This is a genomic window from Azorhizobium sp. AG788 (assembly GCF_943371865.1).
Taxonomy (GTDB): domain Bacteria; phylum Pseudomonadota; class Alphaproteobacteria; order Rhizobiales; family Xanthobacteraceae; genus Azorhizobium.
On the sequence record NZ_CALRWL010000048.1, the window covers coordinates 37393 to 48760 of the forward strand.

General features: G+C 63.2%; 13 protein-coding genes. 6 read left to right on the forward strand and 7 right to left on the reverse strand.

What is annotated here, in order from left to right; all coding sequences use genetic code 11:
- Positions 1-55: 55 nt before the first annotated feature.
- The 5 genes from AAG816_RS21905 to soxY all read right to left on the reverse strand — a co-directional run bounded on the left by AAG816_RS21905 (position 56) and on the right by soxY (position 4927).
- Positions 56-856, reverse strand: a complete 801-nt coding sequence (locus AAG816_RS21905; RefSeq protein WP_341991810.1) for a cytochrome c — start codon at positions 854-856, stop codon at positions 56-58.
- Positions 840-2162: a sulfite dehydrogenase gene (gene soxC, locus AAG816_RS21910; RefSeq protein ID WP_341991811.1), complete on the reverse strand. Its 1323-nt coding sequence runs from the start codon at positions 2160-2162 to the stop codon at positions 840-842. Before soxC ends, AAG816_RS21905 begins: the two co-directional genes overlap by 17 nt.
- A gap of 93 nt (positions 2163-2255) precedes the next feature.
- Positions 2256-3947, reverse strand: coding sequence for a thiosulfohydrolase SoxB (gene soxB, locus AAG816_RS21915; protein WP_341991812.1), 1692 nt, complete (start codon positions 3945-3947; stop codon positions 2256-2258).
- A 109-nt stretch (positions 3948-4056) separates the two neighbouring features.
- Positions 4057-4386, reverse strand: a complete 330-nt coding sequence (soxZ, locus tag AAG816_RS21920) for a thiosulfate oxidation carrier complex protein SoxZ (RefSeq protein ID WP_341991813.1) — start codon at positions 4384-4386, stop codon at positions 4057-4059.
- Between the two features lie 67 nt (positions 4387-4453).
- Positions 4454-4927 carry a thiosulfate oxidation carrier protein SoxY gene (soxY, locus tag AAG816_RS21925; protein ID WP_341991814.1) on the reverse strand — a complete coding sequence of 158 codons (474 nt, stop codon included), beginning with the start codon at positions 4925-4927 and terminating at the stop codon, positions 4454-4456.
- 324 nt (positions 4928-5251) lie between these two features.
- Here soxY and soxA point away from each other — a divergent pair, with 324 nt between their 5' ends.
- Entirely contained in the window at positions 5252-6010 is a 759-nt protein-coding gene (gene soxA, locus AAG816_RS21930; RefSeq protein ID WP_341991822.1) for a sulfur oxidation c-type cytochrome SoxA, read from the forward strand.
- A 14-nt stretch (positions 6011-6024) separates the two neighbouring features.
- A complete protein-coding gene (gene soxX / locus AAG816_RS21935) occupies positions 6025-6651 on the forward strand; it encodes a sulfur oxidation c-type cytochrome SoxX (RefSeq protein WP_341991815.1) in 627 nt (208 codons plus the stop codon).
- 82 nt (positions 6652-6733) lie between these two features.
- On the opposite strand, the gene AAG816_RS21940 is transcribed toward soxX, so the two are convergent.
- Positions 6734-7309 (reverse strand): thioredoxin family protein, encoded by a 576-nt coding sequence (locus tag AAG816_RS21940; protein ID WP_341991823.1) that lies wholly within the window; start codon positions 7307-7309, stop codon positions 6734-6736.
- 45 nt (positions 7310-7354) lie between these two features.
- A complete protein-coding gene (locus tag AAG816_RS21945; RefSeq protein ID WP_341991816.1) occupies positions 7355-8089 on the reverse strand; it encodes a cytochrome c biogenesis protein CcdA in 735 nt (244 codons plus the stop codon).
- Positions 8090-8204: 115 nt separating this feature from the next.
- Between AAG816_RS21945 and AAG816_RS21950 the strand changes: the two genes are divergently transcribed.
- The 4 genes from AAG816_RS21950 to AAG816_RS21965 form a co-directional block, all read left to right on the forward strand.
- Complete coding sequence (locus AAG816_RS21950; RefSeq protein WP_341991824.1) at positions 8205-8558, forward strand: thioredoxin family protein; 354 nt, start codon at positions 8205-8207, stop codon at positions 8556-8558.
- 58 nt (positions 8559-8616) lie between these two features.
- Positions 8617-8991 (forward strand): metalloregulator ArsR/SmtB family transcription factor, encoded by a 375-nt coding sequence (locus tag AAG816_RS21955; RefSeq protein ID WP_341991817.1) that lies wholly within the window; start codon positions 8617-8619, stop codon positions 8989-8991.
- A 67-nt stretch (positions 8992-9058) separates the two neighbouring features.
- Positions 9059-10147, forward strand: a complete 1089-nt coding sequence (locus AAG816_RS21960) for a YeeE/YedE family protein (protein ID WP_341991818.1) — start codon at positions 9059-9061, stop codon at positions 10145-10147.
- A gap of 830 nt (positions 10148-10977) precedes the next feature.
- On the forward strand, positions 10978-11368 hold a 391-nt coding region (locus tag AAG816_RS21965), incomplete at its 3' end, for an ABC transporter substrate-binding protein (protein WP_341991819.1).

Sequence of the window (11368 nt, forward strand, 5' to 3'; positions counted from 1 at the left end):
GTTTCCTTTCCGGGATGGTGACAGACTGGGTTGGCGAGCGGCGTGTGGGGCACGCTCACTCCAGATTGCCCTTCGGGGGATCGCTGTCCGGCGTCACGTTGAGGATCTGGGCGCGGGCGGTCACATGCATCTCGCCGGAGCAGTCCTTCATGCAGGGAGCGGGCTTCCAGAACGACTTTTCCGTCGTCTCCCGGTCGTCATCATAGAAGGCCGCCTCATTGGGGAGGTTCACTTTGGGAAAATTCTCCTTGGACAGCACGAAATCGTCCGGCACCACCTCGTTGAGGTTGAGGAGATAGGCGACCAGTGCGTAGGTCTCGTCCGCAGTGAGCGACTGGCTATTACCGAACGGCATGGCCCGATGGACATAGTCGAATACGGTGGACGCATAGGGCCAGAAAGAGCCGATCGTCTTGTCCGGCCGATCGGATTTCAACGTCCCTTTGCCACCCGCGAGGACCGGCCAGCGGCCGGCGCCCTCGCCGAACTCGCCATGGCAGGCGGCGCAGCTCTGCAAGAAGATCTCCTCGCCTTGCTTGACCGAGCCCTTGCCCTCGGGAAGCCCCTCGCCATCCGGGCGCACGTCGATGTTCCAGGCCGCGATTTCCTCAGGCAAGGCGGGCCGGCCAAGAAGAACGTCTTTCGCGCGAGCCGCGGGCGCCCCAGCGCCGGCCGGCATATGAACCGCCTGCTGGCCCTTGGTCTGGACTGTCTCGCCTTTGGCCTGCGTCCCCTTCTTTGCCGGTTCGCCCTTGGCCTGGGGCGTTGCGGGATCGGCGACGACAGAAACGGAAGCGATGGCGAGGCTACCGGCCAGGACCACGGCGATGATCAGGGCCTCAGCCGACTTCCACATTTTCCGTCTCCCCATTGGAGCGCACCAGCCATGTCTGGATGCCGTTGTTGTGATAGATGGAGTTGGTGCCGCGAATGGCGCGAAGCTCTTGCTTGGTCGGCTGCACATAGCCGGTGTCGTCCATGGCGCGCGACTGCACCATCAGTTCCTCCCCACCCCAGTCGAAGTCGAGATAGAAGCGCACCATGGACATGGGGGTGTTCGGCCCCTCGATGCGTGCGGTGGTCCAATTCCGCCCGCCGTCCAGAGAGACATCCACCCGCCGGATGGCGCCACGCCCGGACCATGCGATACCGGACAGCACATTCGGCCCCTTCATCCTCAGGGGCGCCTGCGGGCTGGGGGTGGTGACGACGGATTTGGCATCCATGATGAAGGTGAAGCGGCGCGAGCGACCATCGGCAAGGAGATCGGTATATTTCGAGGTTTCTTCGCGCTGCTGCCACGGCTGGTCGCCCACCTTGAGCCGGCGCAGCCACTTGACCCACATGTTGCCTTCCCAGCCCGGCACCACCAGGCGCACCGGGTAGCCCTGCTCCGGCCGCAGCGCCTCGCCATTCATGGCGAAGGCGACCAGGCAATCGTCCAGGGCCTTTTCGATGGGTATTGAGCGGGTCATCACCGCGGCATCAGCGCCCTCGGCCAGCACCCATTTGCCCTTCGGCTTCACGCCGGCCATGTCCAGAAGGCTGCGCAGCGGGATGCCGGTGTAATACACATTGTGGATCATGCCGTGGGTGAACTGGCAGCCGTTCAGTTGTGCGCCACGCCATTCCATGCCGGAATTCGCTGCACACTCCAAAAAATAGGCGCGGTTGACCCGGCCAGGCATGCGCTTGATATCCTCCAGCGTGAACACCAGCGGCTTGTCCACCATGCCGTGGATCATCAGGCGATACTTGTCCGGCTCGATCTCCGCCTCGCCGCCGTGATGGCGCACAAAGCACAGGCCGCTGGGCGTGATGACGCCATCAAGGGCATAGAGCGGGGTGAAGCTCACCGAGCTTTCATGGCTGGCGGTGAGCCAGTCCACCTCACGCCGCACCACGTCCTTCTCAAACTTGGACGGCTTGCCGTACGGGTTGACATTGACCCCGGCGCCCAGTGTTTTCGACCAGTCGGGCACCGGCACGATGTTGGGATCAGGCTCGGCAGCAGCGGCTGAGCCGGCGAAAAGGGAGCCGGCGCCCGCCGCCGCAGCGCCCGCGCCCGCCCCCGCCACGGAGAGGAACCGGCGTCGCGACAGAGCCGTCGCGGGACCGTCTTCGGCAGAACGGCGAGTGGAGGATCCTTCAGTGTCGGACATGGCGCCCTCCTTGATATTCTATTATTCGACTGTTTGAATGTGTTTGTTAAAGCCCCGCGCGAGACGCGACGGGAAGCCCCCGAGGCATCGGCCTCAGGCCCCGGTCACCTTTACCGAGGCATTGGGCATGATCTTCACCGTCTTTGCGCCCGCCACATAGCGTTCCACCATCTCCCAGACCGGCGGACCTTCCACGTTCTGGGCGACCGAGGCCCAGCCGGCGACCGTATAGGCCTTGTCAGCCTCGAGCGGCGTGCCCGTCTTCAGCAAGGTGAGATCCGAAATGCGTTGGCCCACGCCCTTGCCGACGTCGATGGCATAGCCGACCCCACCCACCCGCACCATGTCGCCGCCGCCCTGGAAATAGGGATCGGGATGGAAGATGTTGTCAGCAACATCTTCCAATACGTCTTTCAGTTGCTTTCCCGTCATGGTGTTGCGGTAGCAGGCGGGATAGGTGATGGCGGTGGCATTGGAGATGGTCTCGAAGGTGATCGGGTCGCCCGGAAGCAGTGTTCCGCCCCAGCGAAAGCCAGGGGAGAGAGCGATCTCCGCGTCACGTTCCTGCATGAGCGCATCGCAGATCATGTCGTCGAAGGTGCCGTTGAAGTTGCCGCGCCGGTAAAGCAGACTGTCGGCGCGCCCCACCTCGCGGGCGAGGTCCTTGGCATAAGGGGCGCGGATATCCGCCACCAGCTTGGCCATGTCCGGGTCCGGCGCGATCACATCCGAAAATACCGGGATCAACTGGAACCTGTATCCGGTGACTTTCTTGTCCTGCACATCCAGATCGAGGCGCGAGAGAAATTTGCCGTGAGAGCCGGTGGCGATCAGGAGCGTCTTGCCCACGTGGGTCGCCGCGGGCATGGCATCGTGCGTATGGGCGGTGAGCACCACGTCGATGCCCTTCACCCGCGAGGCCATCTTGCGGTCCACGTCGAAGCCGTTGTGGGAAAGCAGGACCACCACGTCCGCCCCCTCCGCACGGGCGGCGTCCACCTGCTTCTGCATCTCCTCCTCGCGAATGCCGAACTCCCAGTCCGGGATCATCCAGCGGGGGTTGGCGATGGGGGTGCGGGGAAAGGCCTGGCCGATGACCGCGATCCTGGCGCCCCCCTTCTCGAAGGTCTTCACCGCGTCGAAGACCGGTTCCTGCCATTCGACCGAGCGGACATTCTGGGCCAGGAAGGCGAAGGGAGCCGTCTCCTTGATCTGGGTGACCCGGTCGGCGCCATAGGTGAACTCCCAATGGCCCACCATGGCGTCGAGCCCGAGGGCAGAGAACACCCGCACCATATCTTCGCCCTGGGTCTTCAGAGATGACCACGAGCCCTGCAGCCCGTCGCCTCCGTCCAGCAGCAGCACCTTGTCGGCGCCCCGCTCGGCGCGGATGGCCTTGATCAGGGTCGCAAGGCGATCCGCGCCGCCCATACGGCCATAGCTGCGGGCAAGCGCGGTAAAGTCCTCCGAGGTCATTGCATAGGCATCGCGCGTGCCGGGCTTCATTTTGAAATAGTCGAGGAACGCCATGTCCGTGAGATGCGGTGGCACGCCCCGCGCGTCTCCAACCCCCAGGTTGACGGACGGTTCGCGGAAGTAGAGGGGACGCAGTTGCGCATGAATATCGGTGACGTGCAGAAGCGTGAACGTGCCGCTTTTGCCGAACTTCAGAAGGTCGTCTTGCGACAGTTGCCCGCCGATCGCCTGCGCCACCCCCGTGCCCGAGGTCGCGAGGAGGCCGGCAAGCGCCGTTCCGGCCGAGAGAAAATCGCGCCTTGATATCATGGTGATCGCACTTTCCAAAAGTCATGGGGGCGCGCTCTCCGGATCAGGGCGTGATCCGGCAGCACAACAGGCCCGAAAGGCAGATAGGTGGCGGCGATTTATCTCGACGTCAGGCCACGGTCAGCTTTGCGGTGGACTTTTGCTCTGCCCCGGCATCGTCCTTCCAGGAGAAGGTGAATTCACCACTCTCAGTGGCTTTGTAAAAGAACGACTGGTAAGGATTGGCGGAGATCGAGGGAAACCATTCCGCCTTGAAGAAGGGGCGGCCATTGAAGGAGGCCTCGAACGTATTGATGATATCGCGCGGCACCGTCTTGCCCGCAGCATCCTTGCGCTGACCGCTTTCCATTTCGTGGGAGATCAGAGTCTTGATCTCGATAAGCTCGCCGGCTTTTGCTTGTGCGGGAACGCGCACGCGGGGCGCGGATTTAATGGCCATGGTGTCCTCCAACACGTTCAAGGGGCTATTCTTGCCCACAATTATTTTGGTCTGCTTCTGGCTGCACTCAGCCGCCGCAGCCGCCGATGGTCACCTTCACCTGCGCCTTGGCGGAAAAGAGCGCGCCGGAGGACATCTCCGCCACCGCAATCACATTCTGGGTCTGCGCCAGCCGCATCCGCGTCGAGGCCGCGGCCTTCCCGCTCTGCGGCGTGAAATGATAGGTGACGACCTGCGGAAGAGGATTGCCATCGGCGAACACATGGACTGACTTCACGAAGTCCGCCTCGGTCATGGGGCTATCCACGTCGATGTTAATGGGGACGACGAGGCCATTCTCGGCGATCTCTGGCAGGTCCAGCTTGATCTTTCCTTCGCCGATCTTCTTGCCCGAGAACAGCTTCTTCATCTCGTCCGCCACATCCGCCTCTGTGGCAAGGCTCATGCGTGGTGCAAGCACCGCGGCGAAGGCGGCAAATCCGGCCAGCTGCAGCGCACGACGGCGTGAGGGCGCAAGGGTGGCGTCAACGTGAAGAGTCATCCGTTTCCTCCTGCGGCCGACGCGCAACGTCGGCTCGTAAGTCATTATTTTTATTTGATGATGGAGACGAAGCGCGGGGCGCCGTCATCAGTCAATTTCACATATTGTGATATAGATTTTTTTGAATGTAAAGTAGCCTATCCGGTGATCGGCTCCGCCTATTGAGCGGCGGCATGATGGTCGGATCCCGCGCGCCTTCAAAGGTTTCATCTAGAAAGCCCATCGCGCGGGCTGTCACGTTCGGGAGGACATATGAAACCCAACGCCACACTCAGCAGGTGCCTTTGCGCCTTCGTTCTGACCCTCGTTCCCCTCCTGCCGCTCATGGCGCAGGAGGATGCCAGCGAGAAGGAGGTCGAGCGCTACCGTGCCATGATCAACGATCCCATGGCCAATCCCGGCTATCTCGCCGTAGACCGCGGCGAGGCGATCTGGGCCGATCCGAGAGGCACGAAGAACGTGTCCCTGGAGACCTGCGATCTGGGCCAAGGTCCCGGCAAGCTGGAGGGGGCATTTGCGGCCCTTCCGCGCTATTTCGCCGATGCGGACAAGGTGATGGACCTCGAGCAGCGGCTCTTGTGGTGCATGGAGAAGATCCAGGGCGTCGATATCAAGCCGATCATGGCCCGTCCCTTTTCAGGACCAGGGCGCGGCTCGGACATGGAGGATCTCGTCGCCTTCATCGCCAACAAGTCCAACGGCATGAAGCTCGCGGTCCCACTCGTCCATCCCAAGGAGCAGGAGGCCTACGCGATCGGCGAGTCCCTGTTCTATCGGCGCTCGTCCATCAACGACTTCTCGTGCTCCACCTGCCACGGAGAACCGGGCCGACGCATCCGCCTGCAGGGCCTGCCGCAACTCGACATCCCCGGCAAGGATGCGCAGGCGACCATGGCTTCCTGGCCCACCTACCGGGTCTCCCAAAGCGCGCTGCGCACCTTTCAACATCGAATCTGGGACTGCTATCGGCAGATGCGCATGCCGGCGCCGGACTACGCCTCCGAGGTTGTCACCGCACTGACCGTCTTCCTGGACGCGCAGGCCGCGGGGGGCGAGCTCAACGTGCCCTCCATCAAGCGCTGACGGGGAGAATCGACATGCGAAAATTCCTTATCGCTGCAGCCGGTATCGCCGCCGCAGCCTCGATCGCCTCCGCCTTTGCTCAGCAGATTCCGCCGGCCGCGCCGGCTGTGGTGGAGCAAGTGGTGAAGCGGAGCTTCACCAAGCTTCCAGAGGGCTGGGCGCCCCGCCTCGTGCCCGACGAGACCATGCAGATCTGTTCGGTTACGCGAAATCAGCCCTCTGCCGCGCAGGCCGAAGCCATTACGGCCCGGGAGTCGGTAACGGTGAAGTATCCCGACGGGGCCTTATTGGGCCGCTGGAAGGAGGGGGAGAAGGTCGCGCAGAATGGGCGTGGCGGTCAGTTCTCCGACCCTCCCGGAACCGTGAGCGGGGGCAATTGCTATGCCTGCCACCAGATGGATCCCCGCGAGGTCAGCTACGGCACGCTTGGCCCGAGCCTCGCCAATTATGGCGCCGACCGCAAGTTCGCGGCCGAGGATGCCAAGACGGCCTATGCCAAGGTCTACAATGCCCAGGCCGTGCTTGCGTGTTCCGCAATGCCACGCTTCGGGCACAATGGCGTACTCAGCGAGCAGCAGATCAAGGACGTGGTGGCCTATTTGTTCGATCCGGAATCGCCGGTGAACAAGCCGGCCAAGTAGCCGCCTCCGGAAGCATTCGCGCCCGCGATGCCTTCGACCCCTTCGGCCCCGGTTCGCCGGGGCCGTTTCCGCGCGTGCGGTATCAGCTCTTTCGGCCTTCGCGGGCAAGCCAGGCCTCGAAGGTTTCGCCGTCATAGGCCCCTGCCGCCACATAGTTGAACATGGCCGAAAACTCCGGCCGCGGCAGCAGCCCCGGCATGCGCGCCACTTCCCGAGCCTTGCCCTCCCTCAGCGCGAAGAATTGGAAGGTGGGTGTTGCCCGCACCCGTTCGCGCTGGCCGAGGGCCTTTTCTGTTTGCTTTGTTCCGTCGAGGGCAGTCACCTCGCGCGCACCGAACAGATCGAGGTGCACGATGTCGAACGCGGCCTTAATCGGGGCTTCAATAGCTGCGTCGGCGAAATAGCTGGTGTGCAGCGTCTTGCAATAGACGCAGCCCCGCTGGCTCCATTGCACGGCGAAATGCCGGCCTTGCGCCGTGGTGGCGGCGAGATCCTCGGGCAGATCGAGGAAACTGTCCACATACCAGTCCTGGGTATAAAGGCCGTCCTCGCCCAAATGGGCTGCAGCCTTCGATCCGGTTGGCGCCAGCGCCCCTATCACAAGTCCCGCTGTGCTGCGAAGGAGCCGCCTGCGGCTGGGTGACGATGGGCCTGTCATCGCGCTCGTTGTGGCGCCTGTCATCCGTGTCCTCCCCATGTCCGGTCAGCCGATGGTGCCAAGGGCCGGCACCGCTTCGAGCAGCCATTGGGCCAGTTGCGGCATAAAGCCGGTGGCGAAGGCGACACCGGTGAGGATCAGCAGCACCCCCGCAATCTGTTCCACGAGCCAAAGCCGCCCCCGAACCGATCCCACCCAAGCGAGGAATGGACCGGTGAAGACGGCGGCGACGAGGAACGGGATTCCAATTCCGGCGGCATAGACCGCCAGCAGCAACATGCCCTTCCCCACCGATGCTTCGGCGCCCGCCACAATGAGAATGCCGGCGAGCACCGGCCCGACGCAGGGCGACCATCCGAACCCGAACGCAAGCCCGACAAGGTATGGCCCCAGCAAGCCCGAGGGGTGCATGCCCGGCTCCAGCTTGGCTTGCCGGTACAGCAGAGGAATGCGTACCAGCCCGGTAAGATGCAGGCCGAAGAGGATGAGGAACGCCCCTGAAACGAGGGTCAGCGCCTCCACATACTGAATCAGAACCTGCCCCAAGCTCGAGGCCGTAGCACCAAGCAGGATGAAGACGGTCGCAAAGCCAAGCACGAACAATAAGGCGGCGCCCACCACCCGCCCGCGCCCGAGCGAAGCCTTGGCGCCGATCTTCGGGATGCCAACCCCGCCGGCGAGAAAGCCCAGATAAGCGGGGACCATCGGGAGGACGCATGGCGAGGCGAACGACAGGAGACCGGCGACGAACGCGCCGGGAAGGCTGACATCCAGCGACATGGCCATATTCCGTCCCCCTTGCCCCATGCGGTTTTCCGCACGTATTATGATCTTGCTGAAGATATATGCGAATGCGATGATATGAAGTGAAAATGTGGATCTGGGTCGTCAATTCATGCGCCGCCTTCTGCTTTCCATCGCTTTCATCGCCGGTACGGCGGGGGCTCAGGCCACCGAACTCGTGATGTTTGAACGGGCAGGCTGCGTTTATTGCGCCAAGTTCGACCGGGATATCGCGCCCATATATGAGAAGACCGACGAAGGACGGCTCGCACCGCTCAGGCGGGTGCCCTTGTCAGGCGAGGCGTCCGGTGACATTCACCTCGCGGCGCCCGTGCGCTTTACTCCCACCTTCGTGCTCGTGGATCGTGGACGCGAAATCGGACGCATTACCGGTTATGCTTCCGACGAAGCTTTCTGGGGCTTGCTGGGTGCGTTGACGGACAAACTCGCGCGCGAGCGACCCTGAGCCAGGCCACCTCGCGTCAAGCGGGGAAGGTTTGCGAGCGTGAAAAGGTTTTGAGATTATGCCACCCATCGTCTCCACGCGGATCGAGGACGAACTCCGGGAAGGCCCGGAGATTTCGGCCGAACTCGACCAGCTGATGCGCAATGCGCGCAAGGCGAGCGATTTCCTCAAGGCCCTCTCCCATGAGAACCGCCTGCTGCTCCTTTGCCTTCTGGCCGAACGCGAACGTTCGGTGACGGAACTGGAGAACATTCTCTCGCTCCGCCAGCCGACCGTCTCGCAGCAGTTGGCGCGCCTGCGCCTGGATGGCTTGGTGACGACCCGCCGGGACGGAAAAGCCATCTTTTACAGTCTGGCCGACGACAACGTGCGCAGCGTCATCTCGGTGATCTACGGTATTTATTGTGGTGGCTCGGCAGCGGGCGAGAAGTAGCCGGTTGGCGCCGGGTCGGTGACGAGACACATATAAGTCTCGCGTCGGCCGTCTCAGGGAGGGGCGCATGGACGTTTCAAGTCCCTGGTGGACCGCGCTCGCGGGTCTGCTTGTGGGAATTTGCGTGGGCTTTGCCGTGTTTCGCGCACGGCTGTGCACCTTCGGGGCGCTGGAAGATGCTCTGATCGGGCAGGACTGGCGCCGCATGAAGGTATTCGGCCTCGCGCTGGGCATCGCCATAGCGGGGGCGCAGTTGCTCTCGCTGCTGGGTATTCTCGCACCCGAGCGTACCAATTATGTCGCAGCGGCGGTACCGTGGTTCGGCATCCTCCTGGGCGGCCTGTTGTTCGGCCTCGGCATGGCCCTGGTGGGTACCTGCGCATTCGGTTCCCTGGTCCGGTGTGGTTCCGGCGATCTGCGCAGCCTGGTGGTGCTGATCGTGTTCGGGGCCGTGGCCTATGCGACCCTGCGCGGCATCTTCGCGGGAGTTCGGGTTGATGGGCTGGAACGGGTGGCGGTGGTGCTTCCCGCCGGCCTACAGGCAGATTTACCTTCGGTTCTCGGGCGGCTCTTGGGGCGCGATCTGCGCGGCATGTTCGGTGTCGCAGGCCTCTGCCTCGTCGCACTGGCCTGCGCGGATCGCCGCCTCCGCCGCGCGCCGCGGCTGATGACGGCGGGAGTACTTCTCGGCTTTGGCATCGTCGCGGGATGGCTTGCCACGACGCTGCTGGTGGACGAGTTCGCCCATCCGATCGCGCCCCAAAGCCTTACCTTCGTCTCCCCTGTGGCGCGGGCGATGTTCGGTGTGCTGTTCGATCAGGCGAGCCTTGCCGAATTCGGCGCAGGAAGCGTCTTTGGCGTGCCCCTTGGCGCGTTCGTCGCGGCCCGGCTTGCGGACGGTTTTCGATGGGAAGCATTCGACGACCCCCGCGAAATGAAGCGCCATCTGCTCGGGGCGATTTTGATGGGCGCCGGCGGCATTCTGTGTGGCGGCTGCACCATCGGGCAAGGGCTGACCGCAGGTTCACTGCTGGCCCTGTCTTGGCCGCTTGCGATGGCCGGGATGGTGATCGGCGCGCGCATCGGCATCGCTCTGCTCATGGAGGGATCGCTGACGGATTTGGTCCGAGGCACTCTACGGCTTCGAGCAAAATAGTCGGGCATCCGGCCACTCCCCCTCTCAAACGTCGACCAGACACCTCCCTTTTTGAGATCCAATTCCAGGTCGGATGCGTTCGAAAATGGCAGGGGTCGGACGTCTGTCGTCGGCATATGCCGTCTGCTGGTGAGCCAAGGTTCAGCCTCACCCTGTCGAGCGAGGCGTACGGCGGCTGGGGACATCGTTCCGGGGGGCAACGTCAGCCGGCGCCGAGACGCGGGGGAGTGCGAGTCATCACGCCACACCAAGCCGACGCAGCGCTCCCAGCCAGCCACCCACCAATCGTTGCCCATTGCCGGCGCGCTGACTGCACGCGCGGTCGGTCGCGAGGCTGGTGTGGCCTCAGCTCACGATGAGAATGCCGCGCCAGCAACCGAATACTCGCGCATGCAGGAGACGACGGCAATGGACCTGCCTCCTCATCTCCATCAACACCTGTCCTCGTAAGCCGCAATGCGGTCGCCCTGAGACGGAGGGCCGAACCGCTCCCCTCGACGAACACCGAAAGCCCACCCTACTAAATGCTGACGACCATCGCGCTGTTCTGGAGGCCGATTTGGAGTGCGACGAGTTGTCAAACATTGGACCGGTCACTATAGTGAACGGCAAATGATAAGAATGAATGCGGTGGCATCGCGCCGTCTCGCGAGGAACACTTTACAAATCGCCAGTGCCCAGGAATGAAGAGCGAAGTCAGGTCGGTAGTCCTAGGCCTTTAGGGTCATGCGTGGCTGGAACGGAATCCGGCACACCATTGCGAGCCATCAATACTTCGCAACCTGCCGTTAATGACGCAATCAACGATAAGATAGAGGGGGATACGCCACATGAAGAGTCTGGCGGGTCCGATCATTGGAGCATTTGCATTTGCACTCATCGGGCTGCAGCCGTGCGGCGCGGCTGAGCCTGAGCCGAGAGACGGCGGCACGATCGTCATGGCGACGGCCGCCCAGGTCCAGGGCTTCGATGGGTTGACGACGCGCTCCGCCAATCGCGAGACCACGATGGCCGGCGGGCTGGTGTTCTCCAACTTCTTCACCCGGAACGACAAGGGCGAACGCGTTCCGGACCTCGCGACCGCGCTCGACAGCTCGCCCGACGGACTGACCTGGCGGCTGAAGCTGCGGCCCGGCCTCAAATTCTCCAACGGGGCGCCCTATACCGCGCACGATGTGGTGAACCATTTCCAACGTATCCTCGATCCGGCGCGGACCCAGA

What these genes read in the sequence shown, in the direction of transcription:
- AAG816_RS21905 (WP_341991810.1), bottom strand. Translation starts at nt 856, where the DNA reads ATGTGGAAGTCGGCTGAGGCCCTGATCATCGCCGTGGTCCTGGCCGGT.
- soxC (WP_341991811.1), bottom strand. Translation starts at nt 2,162, where the DNA reads ATGTCCGACACTGAAGGATCCTCCACTCGCCGTTCTGCCGAAGACGGT.
- soxB (WP_341991812.1), bottom strand. Translation starts at nt 3,947, where the DNA reads ATGATATCAAGGCGCGATTTTCTCTCGGCCGGAACGGCGCTTGCCGGC.
- soxZ (WP_341991813.1), bottom strand. Translation starts at nt 4,386, where the DNA reads ATGGCCATTAAATCCGCGCCCCGCGTGCGCGTTCCCGCACAAGCAAAA.
- soxY (WP_341991814.1), bottom strand. Translation starts at nt 4,927, where the DNA reads ATGACTCTTCACGTTGACGCCACCCTTGCGCCCTCACGCCGTCGTGCG.
- soxA (WP_341991822.1), top strand. Translation starts at nt 5,252, where the DNA reads ATGGCGCAGGAGGATGCCAGCGAGAAGGAGGTCGAGCGCTACCGTGCC.
- soxX (WP_341991815.1), top strand. Translation starts at nt 6,025, where the DNA reads ATGCGAAAATTCCTTATCGCTGCAGCCGGTATCGCCGCCGCAGCCTCG.
- AAG816_RS21940 (WP_341991823.1), bottom strand. Translation starts at nt 7,309, where the DNA reads ATGACAGGCCCATCGTCACCCAGCCGCAGGCGGCTCCTTCGCAGCACA.
- AAG816_RS21945 (WP_341991816.1), bottom strand. Translation starts at nt 8,089, where the DNA reads ATGTCGCTGGATGTCAGCCTTCCCGGCGCGTTCGTCGCCGGTCTCCTG.
- AAG816_RS21950 (WP_341991824.1), top strand. Translation starts at nt 8,205, where the DNA reads ATGCGCCGCCTTCTGCTTTCCATCGCTTTCATCGCCGGTACGGCGGGG.
- AAG816_RS21955 (WP_341991817.1), top strand. Translation starts at nt 8,617, where the DNA reads ATGCCACCCATCGTCTCCACGCGGATCGAGGACGAACTCCGGGAAGGC.
- AAG816_RS21960 (WP_341991818.1), top strand. Translation starts at nt 9,059, where the DNA reads ATGGACGTTTCAAGTCCCTGGTGGACCGCGCTCGCGGGTCTGCTTGTG.